We start from the raw sequence: 18,357 nt of genomic DNA, 5'->3' as shown, positions 1-18,357 counted from the left end.
TCCTCCAGTGCCTGGGCCAGCCGCAGGCTGACCACGCCCGGGGTGGCACCGAAATCATTGATTTCCATCTGCATGGCGGCGGCCTGGCCATCGCCAAACAGGCGGTCGAGCTGGGCGCGCCAGCGCGCGGCGCTGCCATCAGCGGCGCTATGTATCACGATGTGGCAGCTGCCGGCAGCGGCCGGTGCGATCAGCACTTCCAGGTCGCCCGAGGCTACTACCCCCACCAGCACCGCTTGTGCGGCCGGGGCTCCGGCCGGGTAATCCAGATGCAGTTTTTCCATGATTTCTCCTTGTTGGTTGGCCGGGTCAGATGCCTGCCATGGCCGGCAGCCGGTCCAGCAGCAGGGTCGCGGCCAGCAGGTCGGCCGCACCGCCCGGTGACAGGCGCTGCGCCAGCATGTCTTTTTCCAATTGATAGAGCCGGCGACGGCCGGGCAGGGTGGCTACGCCGCCGGCAGCCAGTATCTTTGCTGCGCCGCTCTGCACCAGGGTCAGTCCCGGCACGCCGCCACGCGACAGCAGGCAGGTGTCGTCCAGCCGGCTCATGATGGCCAGCAGGGCATTGAGCCGGGCATTCACTTCGCCGTCGCCGCGCGCGCGGCTGGCCTGCAAGGCGGGCAGGGCCAGCTTGGTGATGTGCGGAAAGCCCTGCTGCGCTTCGCCACGGGCACCGCCGACGCCGTAGCGCTGGCAGGCCAGCTCGCCCTTGCGCGGCTGTGCCGGCAGCAGGCGGTCCGGCAGCTGGGCCAGTGCGGCGGCACGCTGGCATACCGCAGCGGCGTGCAGCTGGCTGGCATCCATGGCGGCAGCCGCCACCAGCAGGCCGATGGCCCAGATGGCGCCGCGATGGGTGTTGACGCCGCCACTGGCCTGCAGCATGGCCAGCTCGCCGCTGCGGCCCAGGCTGCCCAGCTGTTCGCGCAGGGTGGTCGATGGTGTTTGCTGCCAGGCGGCGTTGGCCATGGCGAAAAAGGCCGGTTGCAAGGCGCGGGCCGAGCGGCACATCAGTTCCAGGTTGAGGTCGCTGTGGGCGCCGCTGCCACGGCTGTCTACCAGTCCGGGCTTGGGAGACAGGCGGGCTTCATCCAGCAGCGACTGGCAGGCCAGTGCCGCCAGCTGGCTGGCCAGTTGCCCGGCCGGATCGGGTGCGAGGGCGCGCCGCATTACCAGCTCCGGAAGCGGGCCGGCGGCTGGTACAGCCCGTCCGACCAGCTCACCAGTTCGGCCATGCTCTTGGCGGCCAGCAGCGAACGGCTGGCCTCGCTGCGGCGGATGCCCAGGTCTTCCGGCAGGGCGACCAGTCCGGCCTGGCGCAGGGAGGCAGTGCTGGCCGGGTCGTGGCGCAGGCCGATGGGGGTGATGCCGGCCACGGCTGCGATCATCTGCCGGCGCTGTTCCAGTGATTCGGCCTTGTACAGATAGGCAATGCCTTCTTCGGTCAGCACATGGCTGACGTCGTCGCCGTAAATCATTACCGGGGCCAGCGGCATGCCGCTGTTGCGCGCCACTTCCACCGCGTCCAGGCTTTCCACGATGGTGGGCTGGCCGTTGCCCTGGAAGGTTTCCACCATTTGCACCACCAGCTTGCGGCCACGGGCCAGCAGGTTGTCGGTCTGGATCAGGTCCAGCCAGGCCGGGCTGGCATGGCGCCGGCCATGCGGGTCGTGGCCCATATTGGGTGCGCCGCCAAAACCGGACAGCCGGCCATGGGTGACGGTAGAGGAGTGGCCGTCGCCATCCATTTGCAGGGTGGAGCCGATGAACATGTCCACCGCGTACTGTCCGGCCATCTGGCAGAAGGCGCGGTTGGAGCGCAGCGAGCCATCGCGGCCGGTGAAGAACACATCGGGGCGGGCCGCCACATAGGCTTCCATGCCCAGTTCGCCGCCAAAACAGTGCACGCTGTCCACCCAGCCGCTTTCGATGGCCGGGATCAGCGTCGGATGCGGGTTCAGCGTCCAGTGGCGGCAGATCTTGCCTTTCAGCCCCAGTTGCTCGCCGTAGGTGGGCAGCAGCAGTTCGATGGCGGCGGTATTGAAGCCCAGGCCGTGGTTGAGCGATTGCACCTGATGCCGCTCGTAGATGCCGCGAATGGCCATCATCGCCATCAACACGTGTACCGGCTTGATCAGGCGCGGGTCGCGCGTGAACAGCGGTTCGATAAAGAAGGGGCGGTCGGCCAGCACCACGAAATCCACCCAGTCGGCCGGAATGTCCACGCGGATGAGTTCAGACGGGTCGTCGACAATTTCATTCACCTGGGCGATGACGATGCCGTCACGAAAGGCGGTGGCTTCCACCAGCGCCGGGGTGTCCTCGGTGCTGGGGCCGGTGTAGAGATTGCCGTGGCGGTCGGCCTGATAAGCAGCGACCAGTGCGACATTGGGGGTGAGGTCGACAAACAGCCGGGCATACAGCTCGACATAAGTATGGATGGCACCGATTTCCAGACAGCCATCCTGTAGCAGCTGGCCGATACGCAGGCTCTGCGGGCCGGAGAAGGAAAAGTCCAGCTTGCGGGCAATACCGCTTTCGAAAATGTCCAGATGCTCGGGCCGGCCCACACTGGGGATGATCATGTGCAGATCATGCAGGCGGGCCGGATTGGTGCGGGCCAGGCTGCGCGACAGGAAGTCGGCCTGTTTCTGATTGTTGCCTTCCAGCACCACGCGGTCGCCGGGGGCGATCAGGATTTCCAGCGCGGCGGTCAGCTGGTCGGTGGGCAGGATGCGGCCGCTGGCCAGGTGGCTGGCCAGCTCGATGCGGCGGCGCTTTTCATTACGGCGGCGATTCCAGACCGGGGAGGGGGGTGAGGCTGCCAGCATGGGTGCTCCATATCGCAGATGAGAATGTCTGCAAGGTAGGCGCTGGCAGGCTGGCCATCAATCAAGCTGGCTGTCGAATTGTTAGCCTGAGGCTAATGGTTTGGCCGCAAGACCGTTGGCAGATATCTGTTGTCCCAGCATGCGCGCTTCTGCCAGCAAGGCCAGCAGGTTGGGGTCGCGCTCGCGGCACTCCTGCAGCAACAGGCCGATGCGCTGGGTGCTGCGCCACTGAGGGGCCAGCGGCGTGAAGCGGATGCGCCCGGCAAACAGCGAACTGACCCGGCCGGGCAGCAGGCTGAGGCCCACCCCGGCAGCTACCAGGTTCATCAGCGAGAAAATGTCGTCTACCCGCATCACTACATCCGGCTGGTAACCGGCTTGCTCGAACAGGCGCTGGAAGTCCCGGCTGGTGGCAAAGCCTTCGCTGAGGGCGACGAATTTTTCATGGCGGTAGTCGGCCAGGTCTGCCGTCGCGCTGGCTGGTCCCGGATTGGCCAGTGAGGAGGCAAGAAACAGCTCGTCTTCAAACAAGGGCAGCGCCAGCAAGCCTGGCGGGCTGCCATCGGCAGGTAGCGACATCAGCAAGGCGTCCACATCCTGGGCTTGCAGCTTGTCCAGCAACTGGGCGTTGGAGCCCAACTGCAATTCGATGGCCAGTTCCGGTCTACGCAATTTGACCCCCATCACCAGCCGTGGAATCAACTCCACCGTCAGCGAGTACATCGCACCGATTTTCAGCTGGGCCGCGCCAAAGCCGGCTTTTTCACGGGCTTTGCGGATGCCGCTTTCCAGTGTCCGTCCGGCGTCCTCTGCTGCTTCGGCCAGTGCCAGTGCGGCAGGCAGGGCAATCAGCCGGCGGCCTTCGTGGCGGAACAGGGCGCAGCGCATGGCGTCTTCCAGCGAATGCAGGGCGCGGTGCACGCTGACGGTACTCATCTGCATGCGTTCGGCGGTGCGCGCCAGGCTGCCACTGGCGACGAAGGCGGCCAGGATCTGCAGTTTGCGCAGGGTGATTTCTTCACTGATCATCGCGTGACCTTGCCGGATAAGGGTGATAACCGCCCGGTGATGTGCTGGCCGGGCAGGCGAATGTGCTGGTTTTTGAAAAAAACAGCGTAAATATCATGAAGGGTGAAAATATGGAGGAATAGGCAAAAATCACCATTTCCTGTTGTTTTCTATAAATAAAATGAAATAGCTGAAATTTTTCAAAACATATGGAATGAACCGAGGTCACTGTTTATGCTAGCGGCAAAGCTGGAAAATCAAACGTTCCATCGATTTTCCACCACGCTCATGAAGGAGCTGACATGACTGATGCATTCCACAAAGACTGCCAGATTTTTACCGAAGCAGGTCACACAACGCAACTGACTGCCTACTACGAAAGTGCCCGCCGCATTGTGTGGCTGATGATGCATACCCACCCGCGGCCCAGTTTCAACCCGGCCTTGCTGGATGATGTCGAGGCGGTGTTCCGAGCAGTGCGTGACAGCAAGCTGCCGATTGATTTCTTCATTTCCGGCTCAACCGTGCCGCACATGTATAACACCGGCGGCGATCTGAGCCTGTTTTCCCAGGCAATACGCCAGCGCCAGCGCGACGTGCTGTCCAGCTATGCCAGCCGTTGCATAGATATCCTGTGCCATCTGGATGGCGGCTTTGGCCGCAATGTGATTACCCTGGCGCTGGTGGAGGGTAGTGCACTGGGCGGCGGGTTCGAGGCCGCGTTGGCCCATCATTTCCTGCTGGCGCAGCGTGATGCAAAAATGGGATTTCCAGAGATTTCCTTCAATCTTTTCCCCGGCATGGGGGCTTATTCATTTGTCGGACGCAAGGCGGGGCAAAGGGTGGCCGAGCAGCTGATTGCCTCGGGCGAGGCGCCGCGTGCGCCCTGGCATCATGAGGTGGGGCTGGCCGACCAGCTGTTTGAGCCGGGCGAAGGGGTGATGGCCGCCAGAACCTTCATCGATACCCTGCAGCCCAGAATGAACGGCATCCGGGCCATGCTGCGTGCCCGCCACCGGGTTTTTCCCATTCACCGCGAAGAGCTGATGGACATCACCCAGGACTGGGTGGATACCGCGCTGTCAGTGGAAGACAAGGATATTGCCTATATGGAAAGGCTGGTTCAGCTGCAGAACAAGCGCACGCGTGCTTGAATCCTGGCTGCTGCTTGACACCGGCTGACAAAACCCCCGTGGCGGGATGATGTCGTTTCCCCAGTAGAAAAGCACCGCCTCCCCGCATGGGGAGACGGTGCTTTTTGATGATCAAGGCACTTCTATCGTTGGAGAGGCCGTCACCAAAAACGCTCAAGCCAACGGCATGGCCGCATCGGCGCGCCCTGGTCCGGGCTGCTGTCAGGTATGACTAGTGGCGCTGCGTGCCAGGGCAGATCCGGCCTCAGGGCTTGCCATGCTGCGCAGCCATTGTTCCAGCTGGTCAGCAGGCATGGGGCGGGCAAAATGATAGCCCTGCGCCAGGTCGACCCCGATTTCACGGATGAAGTCCAGCTGGCTGTCGGTTTCCACGCCCTCGGCCACGATCTGGAAATCAAGCTGCTGCGCCACTGCCACCATGGAGCGCAGCAGTGCCATGGAGCGGGCATCCGCCGGAATGGCGCGGATGAAGCTTTGATCCATCTTGATCACTTGCAAGGGCAGCCGGGTCAGCTGCGACAGCGAGGAATAGCCGGTGCCGAAGTCGTCCAGGTGGATGTTGACGCCCAGCGCACGCAGCGCGCTCATGATCTCGATGGTGCGCCCCTCGTCCGAAGCGATGCAGGATTCGGTCAGCTCGATATCCAGTGGCGACCGGGTAAAGCCATGCTGCTGCATGGCGTCCATGAAGTCGGACAGTAGCTCCGGGTCGCCCAGCTGGCGGGCCGACAGATTGACCGAAATGCGCAGCGGCTGCGGCAGTGTGCTCCAGCGCCTGGCCTGGGCCATGGCTTCACGAATGACCCAGCGGCCAATCTGCTTGATCAGGCCGGAATCCTCGGCGTAGCGGATGAAGCTCAGTGGCGGCACCATGCCGCGCTCGCTCGATTGCCAGCGGATCAGCGCCTCCACCGATACCGCGCGCATGCTGCGCAGGCAGACCTGCGGCTGGTAGTGCAGGCTGAACTGGTTTTCCTGCAAGGCCTGACGCAAGCCGCCATCCAGCCACATGCTTTCCTGCAGATGGTTGTTCATTTCGCGCGAAAAATGCATGACGCCACCCTTGTTGGCAGCCTTGGCGGCATACATGGCGGTATCGGCATTGCGCACCAGCTCGCTCAGGCTTTCGCCATCGGCCGGAAAACTGGCCACGCCGATGGAGCAGCCGGAATACACCTGGATGTGCTGCAGGGTAAATGGTGTTTCCATCAGCTGGCGGATCTTGCGGCACACGCTGGCGGTTTTTTCCGGCGTGGCATCGTATAGCAGCAGCAGAAATTCATCACCGCCAAAGCGTGCCAGTACGTCGCCAGGGCCAATCTGCTCGCGCAGAGCCTGGCCAACCCGGGCAATCAGCAGGTCTCCGATGGCGTGGCCGTAGTGGTCGTTGATGTTCTTGAAGTTGTCCAGGTCCAGAAACAGCAGGTCGAAGGGTTTGATCGGCCTGGTGGCAACCGCCAGATTGATGATGTTCTGGATGGCGTGGCGATTGGGCAGGCCGGTGGTGCTGTCGGTGCTGGCCTGCTCCTCCAGCCTGGCTTGCGCGCGGCGCTGCTCGGTGATGTCGGTGCCGGAACACACCAGAAACCACTGGTCCACCGTGGCATTGCGTACCAGCCGGTTGCGCCACCAGATCAGCCGCGGGCCGTCTTTGGTGAGGATGTGGCGTTCGGTTTCCCAGCTGTGCATGCTGCGGAAAAAAGTGGTGAGATTGGCGCGGATCTTTTCCGACTCTTCAGCCGAGAAAAACAGCTCCAGCGCGTTCTTACCCATGACCTCGGCCTCGGTCTTGCCGGATAGCCGTTCGCATTCGCGGTTAAAGCGTTTGATATTGCCCTGGTCGTCCACGATGACGATCAGCGAGCTGACTTCGGAAATGACCTGTTCGGAGAAATTCAGCCCGCGTTCCATTTCGCGCCGCACGGCCGCGGTGTCATTGCACCAGGTGGCCACGCCGCGCCATTCGTCATGGTCGGTGCGGCGGCCGATCAGGATCAGGCCCAGTGGCATGCCTTCCAGCTGGGTTTCGATGGCTACGGTGGCGGTGGAGCCTTCCAGTTTGCGCACGTCTTCGGCCTGGGCATTGCTCAGGGCAATGGCGACGATCATCCGGTCCTCGGCATCGGAAAGATAGAGCGCGTTGGAGTCCGGCGGCAGTCTCCAGCGTGGGCTGTCCGTGCCGAATCGCTGCGTCAACCAGGAGGAGGGCGTAAGGTCAATCACGTTGTTTCTTTCTGCAGATGGCGGCGGTTTAAATTGAATCTATAAAAATCGACGCCAATTAAGCTGTTTCATGCAGTATATCCAGTAGTTCTTATTGCATAAATAAGCTTCTGTTCAAAAATTATCGCAGTGCAGCGCTGTCGATCAGCACGGTTGAGCCCGCCGGGCTGGCGCATAAGGGCACTGTTAGTGCAGATTACTCCAAATTTGTTTAAAGCAGTTATTAGGGTGGTTTGCATGCCAGCAGGGATGCCTCGCGGCAGACTGGCCTGGCGGCGACAGTGAGGCAGGGCAAGTGAGATGGGCGCTAACGGTAATGGCAGGGTGGCAGGCCGGGGGCCGAGAGCTTGCGCGGGCGCGGAATAAAAATCGCCCACCCGGCAAGGGGTGGGCGCAAATTCCATAAGGATGGAGGAGGATTAACGCCCACAGTATCCGGCCGGTATTTCTTGCGGTCCAGTGCAACTTTCCCCTGGTTTGTGCCAAATCAATACCGGCAGGTCGCTAGTGGCTTATCTGTGTGCTGAATAGCGATATGAGGAATGGGTATTTATCAATCCGGGCCGGCCGGGCTACAGTGAGGCGTGGATCAGCCCGTTCCCTTGCCTGTCCGTCGGCCTGCCGCATGGCGCGGGTGGTCAGCGCAGGCAAGCACCAGGCCGGCATTCTCTTTTATTCCCTTTAAGTATTGCCTGCGGATGGTCAGGTTTGTCATGAATGCATTGCTCACCCAGTATTTACGCACCGTCCATGCCGACTACTTCATGGAGTTTCCGCTATGGAGCACGGCGGATGGGCAGGTTGTGGGTGAGTTCCTCAAGGTGCGCTTGTCCAGCCGTTTTGCGCCGGTACATGATGCCGCCGGCCAGCCGCTGGGTGTGTTGGCGCAGCTGCACGCCGTCGCGCCGGGAGGTGAGGTGCTGGCGGATGAGGCACTGACCCGACTGACTCGTGTCAGCGAAACGCCGGTAGTGCTGGACCGCTTTATCCGCAGCCTGCATTTGCTCAATTATCTGCAAGCCGGCTATGGCGAGCAGGGGCTGATCTTGCCGGTATCAGCCTTGTTGCTGGAGGCAGTCAGCCAGGAGCATGGCCGGGTATTTCGCCAGATTGTCGACCGGCTGGCCGGGCCGCTGCCGCGTATCGGCTTTCTGTTGCCGGCAGCCTATGCCACGCAGCCCGCCCGCTTGGCCGTGCTGCGCGCAAATTACGCCCGCCATGGTTTTGCCACTTTCCTGCCGGCTGAGCAGGAGGCTGCCGTACTGCAACGGCTGGATGTCTGCTGAAACAGGCAGGCGCTGCATCTCACCCGCAGCCGGGCAGGACCTTCCCCGTGACAGGGGTTTATCCAGACAGAATGGAACATGCAATGCAGTTGAATCGTTTGCTTGGCTATTTCAATCAATGGCCCCCCGCCGTTGCCAGGCAGCGGCCAACACTCAATTTTTCCGATCACGGCACTTTTGCCCTGTATGGCGAACTGCGGCTGTGCAGTGTGTTCCAGCCCATCATGCAGTGCCGTGGCGGCCGCCTGCAGCCGGTGGCGCACGAAGCCTTGCTGCGGGTAACGGACAAGGCTGGCCAGCCACTGGCGGTAGACCGGTTTTTTGCCCAGGCCAGCTGCCCCGAAGAGTTTGTCTACCTCGACCGTTTGAGCCGGGTGGTCCACGCACTTAATTTTGCAGCCCAGGCCGAAGCGGGCGACCTGCTGTTTCTTAATGTGCATGGTCAGCATCTGCTAAGCATTGCCAACGGGCGGCATGGTTCCACTTTCGAAACCCTGCTGGGCTATTGCGGCTTGCAAGCACAGCAAGTGGTGCTGGAAATCGTGGAGTCGGAAATTGCCGATCTGCAACTGCTGGACGCTGCCATTCACAGTTACAAGCACAAAGGGTTTCGTATCGCCATCGACGATTTCGGTGCCGGTCATTCCAATTTCGATCGGCTGTGGCAGTTGACGCCTGACCTGGTCAAGCTGGATCGCAGCCTGCTGACGCAATCGACGCTGAATGAACGGGCGCGCACGGTATTTCCCAAGTTGATCGACATCATTCACGATCTGGGTGGCCAGGTGGTGTGCGAAGGCATCGAAACCGAGGCCCAGCACCAGTTGGCATGGCATAGCGGGGCTGATTTGCTGCAGGGTTTTCACTACGCCCGCCCAGCCGCCACGCTGCATCACGCCGGGCTGGAGCTATGCGCGGCATGAGTCGCTTCACCCTCATTCGGAGGTTTGCCCGAGACAGGGTATAATGCCCGGCTGCATTCGCGTCATTTCGACATGGCAAGCTTAGGTAACGGGAAGTGAAGATGACTGAAGATCAAATCAAATGTTGCTGGTGCGACAAGGTATCCAGCCGGGCAAAGCTGACCGGCCCTGCGGCCAATCTGTGCCCGCACTGCGAAGAGCCGGTGCTGCCATCGACGTTTGGTGAACTGGAGCTGGGGCAGGATTTTGCCTGTAGCCTGGGTGGTTCCTGGAAGAAGATTTCCGCCAGCAAGGCTGAAATGCATGATGCGGCACCGTCCGACAAGCCTTGCGAATTCAAGCCGGCAGAAGTGGTCTACCCCTTCTGAGCCCGGGTTCGGGCTGTTATGGCCTGATCAATATGCAACCGCCGCCAGGGTGATCTGGCGGCGGTTTTTCTTTGTCTTTGCCCGATGTGCCGTCGGCTATTTCACGTGGCAGGGCTGACCAGTGTGATGGCCGCGATATCCAGGTGGTGCAGCAATTCACGCAGGATCAGCAGGCTGCCGATGAATTCGGCACCATCCGGCAGGCCGGCGGCCGAGCCACCTTCCACGGCATTGGCCAGGCGTGAAAACAGGCCCTCCACGCTGTGTCGCCCCAGCTGGCTGCCATGCTCTGCAGCCAGGCCACTCAGTGTGGCGATCTGGTAAATGGCCGGGTCGCTGCTGCTGACGGTTGCCAGCATCAGCCGCTGCGGCCAGTTGGCGCTGATGGCGTCTTCCACCTGCATGATGGCCAGCTCCAGAGCAGCAGCCGTTGGCAGGGCGGGCTGCTTGCGGCTGGCCAGTGCCGTCTGCCAGCCAACCGGCATGCTGGTTCGCTGCTGTTGCGCAGCAAGGCTGGTGTGTTCGGCAGCGATATGCAGATGAAGATGGCTCATGATGGTGTCAGGCCTTGTCGTTTCAGTGATTGATGCCGGCGTTATGCTGGTTTTTTTGCAACAGCGCGGCCTGCCAGGCGGCATGATCGCGGGCGATCTCTGCCTGCCGTTCTGGCGGCAGCTGGGCATCGGCGGCCTTAATGGCGGCTTGCTCTGCCTGCCAGGCGCTGATATCGGCGGCGCTGGGGCGGCTATCCTGATGGCCTGCCAGGGTGGCGGTGCTAAAGCCAAGGGCGATTAGGGCGAGAGTGAGGTGTTTCATGATCTGTTTCCTTGTCGGCTTGTGCTGCAAGTGCATGCCTGCAGTGTATTGATTACCCCTTAGTGGAAATAGATGCTTTATTTCAAGATATTGTTTCTTTTTGGTGTTTAATCCGGCCAAAGAAAACCCGCATCGGCCACTGGCGGCATGCGGGTTGCAAATACAGGCGGTCGTCAGCTTACAGGTGCTGCAGTAGCTCCAGCGGGTGCTCGATGCTGATATCGGCTCCCCATTGCTGCGGCTGGTCCTGCTCCGAGATATAGCCCCAGTTGGCCAGCACGGTTTTCATGCCCACCACGCGGCCGGCCTGGATGTCACGCTCGGCATCGCCCACGTACAGGCAATGGACCGGATCGATACCAATCTGCCCGGCAGCATGCAGCATGGGAGCCGGGTCCGGCTTGGGTACGCCTACCGTGTCACCGCTGACGGTGACTGCCGGGCGACTGACAAAGGGTAGGGCCGGCACCAGTCGATCGGTAAAGCGCATCGGCTTGTTGGTGATGATGCCCCAGGTGAGGCCTTTGGCAGCAATGCCCTCCAGCATGTTGTTGATGCCGTCGAACAGCACGGTTTCATCGGCAAAGCTGTGCTCGTAATGATCAAGAAAACGCAGCCGGTATTCCTCGAAACGCGGATGCTCGCGGTCTATGCCAAAGCCCAGGCTGACCAGCCCGCGTGCGCCATGGCTGGCCAGTGGGCGAATGGCGGAATAGGGCTGGGGCGGCAGGCCTTCCTCGGCCAGCAAGCGGTTGAGGGCAGCGCCCAGGTCGCGCGCCGTGTCGGCCAGGGTGCCGTCGAGGTCGAACAGTACTGCTTTGATCATATGGGGATGCCTGTGCGGGAAGTTCTGCGGCCAGCCGTGTTGGCTGGCCGGCAGAGTTTAGCGGATGGTCTTGCCCAGGAACAGCTTGTAGGCCGGATTGTCCGTCTCTTCCACATAGGGATAGGCCAGGCCATCCAGGAAATGCTGGAACTCGGCATTGTCACTGGCGGGAACCTGAATGCCGACCAGCACGCGGCCATAGTCGGCACCGTGATTACGGTAGTGGAACAGGCTGATATTCCAGTGGGTGCGCATGCCTTCCAGGAAGCGCATCAGCGCGCCCGGGCGCTCGGGGAATTCAAAGCGCAGCACGCGCTCATCTTTCAGTTGCGGTGCATGCCCGCCCACCAGATGGCGGATGTGCAGCTTGGCCAGCTCGTTGTCGGTCAGGTCCAGCCCATCCAGATCATTGGCCTTGAGCTCGGCAATGATGCGTTCCGAATCCTGCTTGCCGCTGATCTGTACGCCGACAAACACATGAGCCGTACCAGGGTCGGCAAAGCGGTAGTTGAATTCGGTGATGTTGCGGTTGCCGATTACCGAACAGAATTGCTTGAAGCTGCCCGGTTTTTCCGGAATGGTGACGGCAATGATGGCTTCGCGGCGCTCGCCCAGTTCGGAGCGTTCCGATACATGGCGCAGGCGGTCGAAGTTCATGTTGGCGCCGCAATTGATGGCCACCAGGGTCTGGCCGGTACAGCCTTCACGCTCGATATAGGCCTTGGCGGCTGCCACGGCCAGCGCGCCGGCCGGCTCTACGATGGAACGGGTGTCTTCGAAGATATCCTTGATGGCGGCGCACATCGCGTCCGAATCCACCAGTATGATCTCGTCCAGCAGCTCGCGGCAGATGCGGAAGGTTTCCTCACCCACCAGTTTTACTGCCACGCCATCGGCAAACAGGCCCACGTCTTTCAGCTCGACACGTTCGCCTTTTTCGATGGACTGCTTCATGGCGTCCGAGTCCACCGGCTGCACACCGATGATCTTGATTTCCGGCTTCAGGCGCTTGATGAAGCTGGCCACGCCAGCCGCCAGGCCGCCGCCGCCAATCGCCACGAACACCGCATCGATATGGCCGGGGTGCTGGCGCAGGATTTCCATGCCGATGGTGCCCTGGCCGGCAATCACGTCCGGGTCGTCAAACGGCGGGATATAGGTTTTGCCGGTTTCGGCTACCAGGGTCATGGCGTGCTGGTAGGCATCGCTGAACGATTCGCCATGCAATACCACCTTGCCGCCACGGCTGGTGACGCCGTCAATCTTCACCTGCGGGGTGGTCACCGGCATCACGATAATGGCTTCGCAGCCGATTTTTTTGGCCGACAGCGCCACGCCCTGGGCATGGTTGCCGGCGCTGGCGGTAATCACGCCATTGGCCAGCTGCGCGGGGGTCAGCTTGGCCATCTTGTTATACGCGCCGCGCAGCTTGAAGGAGAACACCGGCTGCAGGTCTTCGCGCTTCAGCAAAATGGTGTTGCCGGTGCGGCGGCTGAGATTGTTCGCTGTTTCCAGCGGCGTTTCCACCGCGACGTCATAGACGCGCGAGGTGAGGATGCGCTCCAGATAGTCTTGCTTGTCTTGCATGGTGATGCCGATGTCCTTGTCGTTCTTTCTTATTGAACTGTCAGAGTAGCAGGAACTCCAAGCCGGCGGGAAGCCGTGTCGCCATTTTCATGCTGCATTGCCGCAACCGCATGGGCGGCAGGTGCTGCACTGCTGCAAAAACCGGCCATTTACGGTCAACGCAGCAGCGTGGGCGTGTATAATCAACGGCTATTGTTTGTAGCCCTCACCCAGTTGTCGATCTCAATGAAAACCACCATCTCCCGAATTTTGCTTGCTGCCACGCTTGCCCTGCCTGTTGCTGCCTCTGCCACTGCTGCTTTTGTACCGCCGGTGCCGGAAATCGCCGGCAAGGCCTACTATCTGGTCGATTTCAACAGCGGACAGGTGCTGGCCGCCCAGGGTCCGGACGCCCGTGTCGAGCCGGCCTCGCTGACCAAGCTGATGACCGCCTACCTCACGTTCAAGGCAGTCAAGGAAAAGCGCCTGACGCTGGACCAGATGCTGACCGTGTCCAATCGTGGCTGGAAAACCGACGGTTCGCGCATGTTCCTTGATCCGAAAGTGCCGGTTAAGGTGGATGACCTGATCAAGGGCATGATCGTGCAGTCCGGCAACGACGCCTGCGTCACGCTGGCCGAAGCCATTGCCGGCAGCGAAGACGTGTTCGCCCAGGTGATGACCCAGCAGGCGCAGAAGCTCGGCATGAAGAACACCCAGTTCCGCAATGCCACAGGCCTGCCGCATGCCGATCACTACACCACGGTGCATGATCTGGCCATCCTGTCCGCCGCGCTGATTCGTGATTTCCCGGAGTTTTATCCTACTTACTCCATCAAGTCGTTTACCTATAACAACATCACCCAGCCCAACCGCAACCTGCTGCTGTACCGTGATCCCAATGTGGACGGCATGAAAACCGGCTACACCGATACCGCAGGCTACAATATGATCACCTCCAGCCATCGTGATGGCCGCCGGGTGATTTCCGTGGTGGTGGGTACGGCCAGCCCGGAAGCGCGTGCGGTGGAAAGCTCGAAGTTGCTTAATTACGGCTTGCAGTTTTTCGATACGCCCAAACTTTACTCGGCAGCCAAGCCGGTTTCTGATGTTCCGGTGTACAAGGGTGCTGCCAAGTCGGTGCCGGTTGGTTTTGGCCAGGATGTTTACGCCACCGTGGTCAAGGGTCAGGCAGGTCAGCTGAAAGCCGACCTGTCCACCGTGCAGCCGCTCATTGCGCCGATCAAGGCCGGCCAGACCGTAGGCAAGCTGGTGGTGAGCCTGGATGGCAAGCCCTTGCTGGAGCGCCCGGTGGTTGCCTTGCAGGCAGTGGAAGAGGGTGGCTTTTTTGGCCGCCTGTGGGACAGCATCAAGCTGATGCTGGGCTGGAAGTAATCCGGCTTTTGATTGACCGCCCCGCGTGACGGGGCCAGGCAATGGCCTGCATCGGAAGATGCGGGCCGTTTGCCATTGCGGATCGAGTTGAATATGGCTGAACAAATCCCTGAAAAGCAGGAAATCATCGAATTCCCCTGTCGTTTTCCGCTCAAGGTAATGGGTGAGCGGCATGATGAATTCGTGGTCACCATGACCGAAGTGGTGCGGGTGAATGCCCCGGACCTGGCGGTGCACGATGTCACCCTGCGCGAAAGCTCGGGCGGGCGCTTCTATGCACTCACCATTACCGTGAACGCCACCTCGCGCGAACAGCTGGACAATATCTATCTGTCGCTCACTGGCCACCCCATGGTCAAGATGGTGCTTTAAACCGAACAGGAGCCTCGCGCGTGCAGCGTCTGATCAAGCATTTGGGTCTGGTGGACTACGAACCGACCTGGCGCACCATGCAGTCCTTTACCGATAGCCGCACGGCAGATACGCCGGACGAGCTATGGGTGGTGGAGCATCACCCGGTGTATACCCAGGGCCTGGCTGGCAAGCCGGAGCACTTGCTGCGGCTCACTGATATTCCGGTGGTCAAAACCGACCGTGGCGGTCAGGTCACCTATCATGGCCCCGGCCAGCTGGTGGTGTATCTGCTGATCGATTTCAAGCGCATGCATATCGGCGTGCGCGAACTGGTGCGGCGCATCGAGCAGGCGGTCATCGACATGCTGGCCGGGCAGGGCATTACCGCCAATGGCGATGTCAACGCCCCCGGTGTGTATGTGGATGGTGCCAAGATTGCCTCGCTGGGCTTGCGCATCAAGAATGGAGCGGTGTATCACGGCCTGTCGCTGAATGTGGACATGGACCTGACTCCGTTCAGCTGGATCAATCCCTGCGGCTACGAAGGCCTGCGGGTGACGCAAATGAAGGATTTGGGGGTGGATAAAACCCTGGCGCAAGTGGCCGAGCTGCTGCTGCCCCAGCTGGAAAAACACCTTACCGTGGTGAAGGAGACAGCATGAAGTTGGACAACGAGGCAGGGGTCAAGCATAAAGGCGCCGCCAAAACCGCACGCATTCCCATCAAGATCGTGCCGCTGGATGAAAAGCTGAAAAAGCCGGAATGGATTCGCGCCAAGCTGCCCACCGGCCAGCGTTTTCACGAAATCAAACAGATTCTGCGTGACCAGAAGCTGCATACCGTGTGCGAAGAAGCCACCTGCCCGAATATCGGCGAGTGCTTCAGCAAGGGTACGGCTACCTTCATGATCATGGGGGATATCTGCACCCGTCGCTGCCCCTTCTGTGATGTGGGTCATGGCCGTCCCAATCCGCTGGACGAGAACGAGCCCAAGCACCTGGCGGAGAGCGTGGCCGCCATGCGGCTCAAATACGTGGTGGTGACCTCGGTCGACCGTGACGACCTGCGCGATGGTGGTGCCCAGCACTTTGCCGACTGCATCAGCGCGGTGCGGGCTGCCTCGCCGGATACCCAGATCGAAACCCTGGTGCCGGACTTCCGTGGTCGCCTGGATCTCGCGGTGGACATTCTCACCACCACGCCGCCGGATGTGATGAACCATAATCTGGAAACCGTGCCGCGCCTGTACAAGCAGGCCCGTCCGGGTGCCGATTACGCGCATTCGCTGCAGCTGTTGAAAGATTACAAGGCCAAAAACCCGGCGGTGCGTACCAAGTCCGGCCTGATGGTCGGCCTGGGTGAAACCGACGAGGAAATCCTCGAAGTGATGCGCGACCTGCGCGCCCACAATGTGGACATGCTGACCATCGGCCAGTATCTGCAGCCGTCCGATGGCCATCTGCCGGTGCTGCGTTATGTGCACCCGGACGTGTTCAAGATGTTCGAGGAAAAAGCCTACGAAATGGGCTTTGCCCATGCGGCAGTCGGTGCCATGGTGCGCTCCAGCTACCACGCTGATGTGCAGGCGCACGAGGCTGGCGTTTAAGTCTTAAATGCTGAGCGCGGCCTGTGCCGCAAAAAGGCTGTAACGGGAGGCGTGCTTGTACGCCTCTGGTTGCAGCCTTTTTTGCGTGCGAGTCAGTTGGATGGCTGTAGTGGCAAGGTCAGCAGGCGTGGTGGATGGCCGGTTAACTCCAGGAAGCGCAGCAGGTCGTCGGTGTTCACGGCCAGCGTGCTGCTATTGTGCAGGGGGTGGCATAGCACGGCAGGGTGTAGCAGCAGGGTAGGGTCGATGATCACATCCACTACGCCGGCTTGATCATTGATGACGGCCAGCAGGCTGACCGCGCCGGGTGTCAGGCCCAATGCCTGCTGCAGCCGCTCGGGCGAGGCAAAGCCCAGGCCCTTGATTTGCAGCAGTTCGGCGCAGGCCTTGAGATCGAGCCGCTGTGCGGCAGGCAGGCAGATCAATAGATAACGCCCACTCTTGCCGGCCTTGAGAAACAGGTTCTTGGTTTCCGCGCCCGGCAGGTCGGGGGTGATGGCGCTGGCTTCGGCGCAGTTAAACACCGGCGCATGGTCGAAGCGCTGGTAGCTGATGTGCTGTGCGGCCAGAAATGCATACAGTGCTTGAGGCATGCGGCATGCCTAACATGGCCGCCCCCTCTCGAAAAGCCAGTTGCCATGATGGTATTGTTGGTGTTTCGGGTGGCGTTGCGACGGTGGCGGCCAGGATGGCTGACCAGTGGGAGGCGGATGAGGCGAGCAAGCATGGGTTGTGGCGGGGTGCTGATGGTTATGGTGATGCTGCCCTTGCCATTGCGGGCGGCGGTCGTGGCTTGTGGTGGCGACAATCAGTGGCCGCCCTCGTCGTATCGCCTGCCAGGCAGTAGCGTGGTGCAGGGCTATTCGCCGGATGTACTACGTGCAGCCTTGGCTGACCGGGTTGGGGTGGAGGTCAGGCTGATGCCCTTCGCGCGTTGCCTGGCCGCTGCCGAGCAGGGGCGGCAGGTGCAGTTGGTGATGGCTGCCAGCTATTCACCGGAGCGGGCGCAGCGGTTTTTGTTCACCCGCTCTTATTTGCAGCTGCAACCGGTGCAACTGACCTTGACTGCTCCGCTGGCTGCTGCAGCCAGGCTGCCCTGGTGCGGCCTGAATGGTTTTAATTATCGTGCTTTTGGTTTGAGTCCGGCGCAGGTGGATGCCGGGTCGGCCAATTATCCCGATCTGCTACGCAAGCTGCAGGCTGGGCATTGTCGTGGCTTTGTCGAGTACCGCGAAGTATGGCAAGGCTTGCAAAAGCTGGGGGTGGCGGTGGCGGCAGGCAATCCACCCTTGGAGATGAAGCCACTGCCAGATAGCAGCCCGGTACGGGTGCATTTCATGATTTCCCGGCAAATGGCCGGTGCGGAAAGGTTGCGTGAGCAGCTGGATCGGGCACTGCTCAGGCTGGAAGCCAGTGGGCAGTTGACACCCATGCTGGTGCGTCATCTGCATTGATGCTTGTGCCGGCAGGGGCTAGTTCTTGCCGCCTTTTAGCTGGCGGTAGTCTTCCAGCACGCCGTCGATCTGCTGCAGTACGGCCAGCAGGGCGGGGCCATCCTGCAGGGCGGTGAAGGCCAGAGTGGCATCCAGCTGCTGCAGGCAGCGGCGGGTAGCGGTGCTGACTTCCACTGCGGCATTGAAGTCGGCCGCGCCCAGTACCTTGCCATTGCGGATCTTGCGATAGTGAATTCCCGCCATCACGGCGTACTTGCCGGCCAGTTCGTTGCCGGCAAAGCGCTCGGCACGCTGCATGGCAAACAGCTGGTCCATGGCCTGGCGGCAGGCTTCCTCGGCGCGCAACCATCTTTTCTGTTCGGGCGTGCGTGGCGCTGCCTTGGCGCGGGGTTTGTCTTGCTTGCTGTTTTTGCTGGCCATGGCTGCTTTCCCGGTGGTGTGAGCGCGGCCCGTGCGGACCCATGACAAAAGGCCCGACAGGGTGTCGGGCCTTTTGCATGAAAACTGGTGGAGGGAGAAGGATTCGAACCTTCGAAGGCTGAGCCGCCGG

At 61.1% G+C, this 18,357-nt stretch carries 20 protein-coding genes; 9 read left to right on the top strand and 11 right to left on the bottom strand.

Features of this window, described 5'->3' with window-relative positions; translation table 11 throughout:
- From EAY64_RS18315 to EAY64_RS18300, 4 genes are all read right to left on the bottom strand, one after another.
- On the bottom strand, positions 1–284 hold a 284-nt coding region (locus EAY64_RS18315), incomplete at its 3' end, for a malonate decarboxylase subunit delta (protein ID WP_103526158.1).
- A 25-nt stretch (positions 285–309) separates the two neighbouring features.
- On the bottom strand, positions 310–1,167 hold the full coding sequence (locus EAY64_RS18310; RefSeq protein WP_103526157.1) for a triphosphoribosyl-dephospho-CoA synthase: 858 nt from the start codon (positions 1,165–1,167) through the stop codon (positions 310–312).
- Positions 1,167–2,828 (bottom strand): malonate decarboxylase subunit alpha, encoded by a 1,662-nt coding sequence (gene mdcA / locus EAY64_RS18305; protein WP_103526156.1) that lies wholly within the window; start codon positions 2,826–2,828, stop codon positions 1,167–1,169. Before mdcA ends, EAY64_RS18310 begins: the two co-directional genes overlap by 1 nt.
- Before the next feature lie 81 nt (positions 2,829–2,909).
- Positions 2,910–3,857, bottom strand: coding sequence for a LysR family transcriptional regulator (locus tag EAY64_RS18300; RefSeq protein WP_103526155.1), 948 nt, complete (start codon positions 3,855–3,857; stop codon positions 2,910–2,912).
- Between the two features lie 281 nt (positions 3,858–4,138).
- Here EAY64_RS18300 and EAY64_RS18295 point away from each other — a divergent pair, with 281 nt between their 5' ends.
- Positions 4,139–4,990: a crotonase/enoyl-CoA hydratase family protein gene (locus EAY64_RS18295; RefSeq protein ID WP_103526154.1), complete on the top strand. Its 852-nt coding sequence runs from the start codon at positions 4,139–4,141 to the stop codon at positions 4,988–4,990.
- A gap of 201 nt (positions 4,991–5,191) precedes the next feature.
- Here EAY64_RS18295 and pdeR read toward each other — a convergent pair whose 3' ends face one another.
- The gene (pdeR, locus tag EAY64_RS18290) at positions 5,192–7,213 is read right to left on the bottom strand and encodes a cyclic di-GMP phosphodiesterase (RefSeq protein WP_158604730.1); all 2,022 of its coding nucleotides are present in this window, start codon (positions 7,211–7,213) and stop codon (positions 5,192–5,194) included.
- Between the two features lie 713 nt (positions 7,214–7,926).
- Between pdeR and EAY64_RS18285 the strand changes: the two genes are divergently transcribed.
- From EAY64_RS18285 to EAY64_RS18275, 3 genes are all read left to right on the top strand, one after another.
- Positions 7,927–8,499 (top strand): hypothetical protein, encoded by a 573-nt coding sequence (locus tag EAY64_RS18285; RefSeq protein WP_113023954.1) that lies wholly within the window; start codon positions 7,927–7,929, stop codon positions 8,497–8,499.
- An 83-nt stretch (positions 8,500–8,582) separates the two neighbouring features.
- Positions 8,583–9,422, top strand: coding sequence for an EAL domain-containing protein (locus tag EAY64_RS18280; protein WP_158604729.1), 840 nt, complete (start codon positions 8,583–8,585; stop codon positions 9,420–9,422).
- Between the two features lie 101 nt (positions 9,423–9,523).
- Positions 9,524–9,790: a hypothetical protein gene (locus EAY64_RS18275; protein WP_103526150.1), complete on the top strand. Its 267-nt coding sequence runs from the start codon at positions 9,524–9,526 to the stop codon at positions 9,788–9,790.
- Positions 9,791–9,891: 101 nt separating this feature from the next.
- On the opposite strand, the gene EAY64_RS18270 is transcribed toward EAY64_RS18275, so the two are convergent.
- From EAY64_RS18270 to ilvA, 4 genes are all read right to left on the bottom strand, one after another.
- Positions 9,892–10,344 carry a hypothetical protein gene (locus EAY64_RS18270; protein WP_103526149.1) on the bottom strand — a complete coding sequence of 151 codons (453 nt, stop codon included), beginning with the start codon at positions 10,342–10,344 and terminating at the stop codon, positions 9,892–9,894.
- 22 nt (positions 10,345–10,366) lie between these two features.
- A complete protein-coding gene (locus EAY64_RS18265) occupies positions 10,367–10,606 on the bottom strand; it encodes a hypothetical protein (protein ID WP_103526148.1) in 240 nt (79 codons plus the stop codon).
- A 178-nt stretch (positions 10,607–10,784) separates the two neighbouring features.
- Complete coding sequence (locus EAY64_RS18260) at positions 10,785–11,432, bottom strand: HAD family hydrolase (protein ID WP_103526147.1); 648 nt, start codon at positions 11,430–11,432, stop codon at positions 10,785–10,787.
- A gap of 57 nt (positions 11,433–11,489) precedes the next feature.
- The gene (gene ilvA, locus EAY64_RS18255) at positions 11,490–13,019 is read right to left on the bottom strand and encodes a threonine ammonia-lyase, biosynthetic (RefSeq protein ID WP_103526146.1); all 1,530 of its coding nucleotides are present in this window, start codon (positions 13,017–13,019) and stop codon (positions 11,490–11,492) included.
- Between the two features lie 225 nt (positions 13,020–13,244).
- Between ilvA and EAY64_RS18250 the strand changes: the two genes are divergently transcribed.
- From EAY64_RS18250 to lipA, 4 genes are all read left to right on the top strand, one after another.
- Positions 13,245–14,393: a D-alanyl-D-alanine carboxypeptidase family protein gene (locus tag EAY64_RS18250; RefSeq protein ID WP_103526160.1), complete on the top strand. Its 1,149-nt coding sequence runs from the start codon at positions 13,245–13,247 to the stop codon at positions 14,391–14,393.
- Between the two features lie 93 nt (positions 14,394–14,486).
- Positions 14,487–14,765 carry a YbeD family protein gene (locus EAY64_RS18245; RefSeq protein WP_103526145.1) on the top strand — a complete coding sequence of 93 codons (279 nt, stop codon included), beginning with the start codon at positions 14,487–14,489 and terminating at the stop codon, positions 14,763–14,765.
- Positions 14,766–14,785: 20 nt separating this feature from the next.
- Positions 14,786–15,409 (top strand): lipoyl(octanoyl) transferase LipB, encoded by a 624-nt coding sequence (gene lipB, locus EAY64_RS18240; RefSeq protein ID WP_103526144.1) that lies wholly within the window; start codon positions 14,786–14,788, stop codon positions 15,407–15,409.
- Positions 15,406–16,353 (top strand): lipoyl synthase, encoded by a 948-nt coding sequence (lipA, locus tag EAY64_RS18235; protein WP_103526143.1) that lies wholly within the window; start codon positions 15,406–15,408, stop codon positions 16,351–16,353. Before lipB ends, lipA begins: the two co-directional genes overlap by 4 nt.
- 92 nt (positions 16,354–16,445) lie before the next feature.
- On the opposite strand, the gene EAY64_RS18230 is transcribed toward lipA, so the two are convergent.
- Positions 16,446–16,946 (bottom strand): prolyl-tRNA synthetase associated domain-containing protein, encoded by a 501-nt coding sequence (locus EAY64_RS18230; protein WP_103526142.1) that lies wholly within the window; start codon positions 16,944–16,946, stop codon positions 16,446–16,448.
- Between the two features lie 117 nt (positions 16,947–17,063).
- Between EAY64_RS18230 and EAY64_RS18225 the strand changes: the two genes are divergently transcribed.
- Positions 17,064–17,807 (top strand): substrate-binding periplasmic protein, encoded by a 744-nt coding sequence (locus tag EAY64_RS18225; protein ID WP_158604728.1) that lies wholly within the window; start codon positions 17,064–17,066, stop codon positions 17,805–17,807.
- Between the two features lie 18 nt (positions 17,808–17,825).
- On the opposite strand, the gene EAY64_RS18220 is transcribed toward EAY64_RS18225, so the two are convergent.
- Positions 17,826–18,227 carry a hypothetical protein gene (locus tag EAY64_RS18220; RefSeq protein ID WP_103526141.1) on the bottom strand — a complete coding sequence of 134 codons (402 nt, stop codon included), beginning with the start codon at positions 18,225–18,227 and terminating at the stop codon, positions 17,826–17,828.
- Between the last annotated feature and the right edge of the window lie 130 nt (positions 18,228–18,357).

Origin of the sequence: Aquitalea palustris (assembly GCF_003693445.1) — a bacterium.
In the GTDB taxonomy this organism is placed as follows: domain Bacteria; phylum Pseudomonadota; class Gammaproteobacteria; order Burkholderiales; family Chromobacteriaceae; genus Aquitalea; species Aquitalea palustris.
This window is presented reverse-complemented; position numbering and strand designations above follow the sequence as displayed.

Excerpts from the sequence above, each read along its gene's own strand:
- EAY64_RS18265 (WP_103526148.1), bottom strand. The coding sequence starts at position 10,606 with ATGAAACACCTCACTCTCGCCCTAATCGCCCTTGGCTTTAGCACCGCC.
- EAY64_RS18310 (WP_103526157.1), bottom strand. The coding sequence starts at position 1,167 with ATGCGGCGCGCCCTCGCACCCGATCCGGCCGGGCAACTGGCCAGCCAG.
- EAY64_RS18300 (WP_103526155.1), bottom strand. The coding sequence starts at position 3,857 with ATGATCAGTGAAGAAATCACCCTGCGCAAACTGCAGATCCTGGCCGCC.
- EAY64_RS18230 (WP_103526142.1), bottom strand. The coding sequence starts at position 16,946 with ATGCCTCAAGCACTGTATGCATTTCTGGCCGCACAGCACATCAGCTAC.
- lipA (WP_103526143.1), top strand. The coding sequence starts at position 15,406 with ATGAAGTTGGACAACGAGGCAGGGGTCAAGCATAAAGGCGCCGCCAAA.
- EAY64_RS18275 (WP_103526150.1), top strand. The coding sequence starts at position 9,524 with ATGACTGAAGATCAAATCAAATGTTGCTGGTGCGACAAGGTATCCAGC.
- EAY64_RS18285 (WP_113023954.1), top strand. The coding sequence starts at position 7,927 with ATGAATGCATTGCTCACCCAGTATTTACGCACCGTCCATGCCGACTAC.
- EAY64_RS18260 (WP_103526147.1), bottom strand. The coding sequence starts at position 11,432 with ATGATCAAAGCAGTACTGTTCGACCTCGACGGCACCCTGGCCGACACG.
- EAY64_RS18280 (WP_158604729.1), top strand. The coding sequence starts at position 8,583 with ATGCAGTTGAATCGTTTGCTTGGCTATTTCAATCAATGGCCCCCCGCC.
- EAY64_RS18245 (WP_103526145.1), top strand. The coding sequence starts at position 14,487 with ATGGCTGAACAAATCCCTGAAAAGCAGGAAATCATCGAATTCCCCTGT.
- EAY64_RS18220 (WP_103526141.1), bottom strand. The coding sequence starts at position 18,227 with ATGGCCAGCAAAAACAGCAAGCAAGACAAACCCCGCGCCAAGGCAGCG.
- mdcA (WP_103526156.1), bottom strand. The coding sequence starts at position 2,828 with ATGCTGGCAGCCTCACCCCCCTCCCCGGTCTGGAATCGCCGCCGTAAT.
- ilvA (WP_103526146.1), bottom strand. The coding sequence starts at position 13,019 with ATGCAAGACAAGCAAGACTATCTGGAGCGCATCCTCACCTCGCGCGTC.
- EAY64_RS18295 (WP_103526154.1), top strand. The coding sequence starts at position 4,139 with ATGACTGATGCATTCCACAAAGACTGCCAGATTTTTACCGAAGCAGGT.
- EAY64_RS18270 (WP_103526149.1), bottom strand. The coding sequence starts at position 10,344 with ATGAGCCATCTTCATCTGCATATCGCTGCCGAACACACCAGCCTTGCT.
- EAY64_RS18250 (WP_103526160.1), top strand. The coding sequence starts at position 13,245 with ATGAAAACCACCATCTCCCGAATTTTGCTTGCTGCCACGCTTGCCCTG.
- EAY64_RS18225 (WP_158604728.1), top strand. The coding sequence starts at position 17,064 with ATGAGGCGAGCAAGCATGGGTTGTGGCGGGGTGCTGATGGTTATGGTG.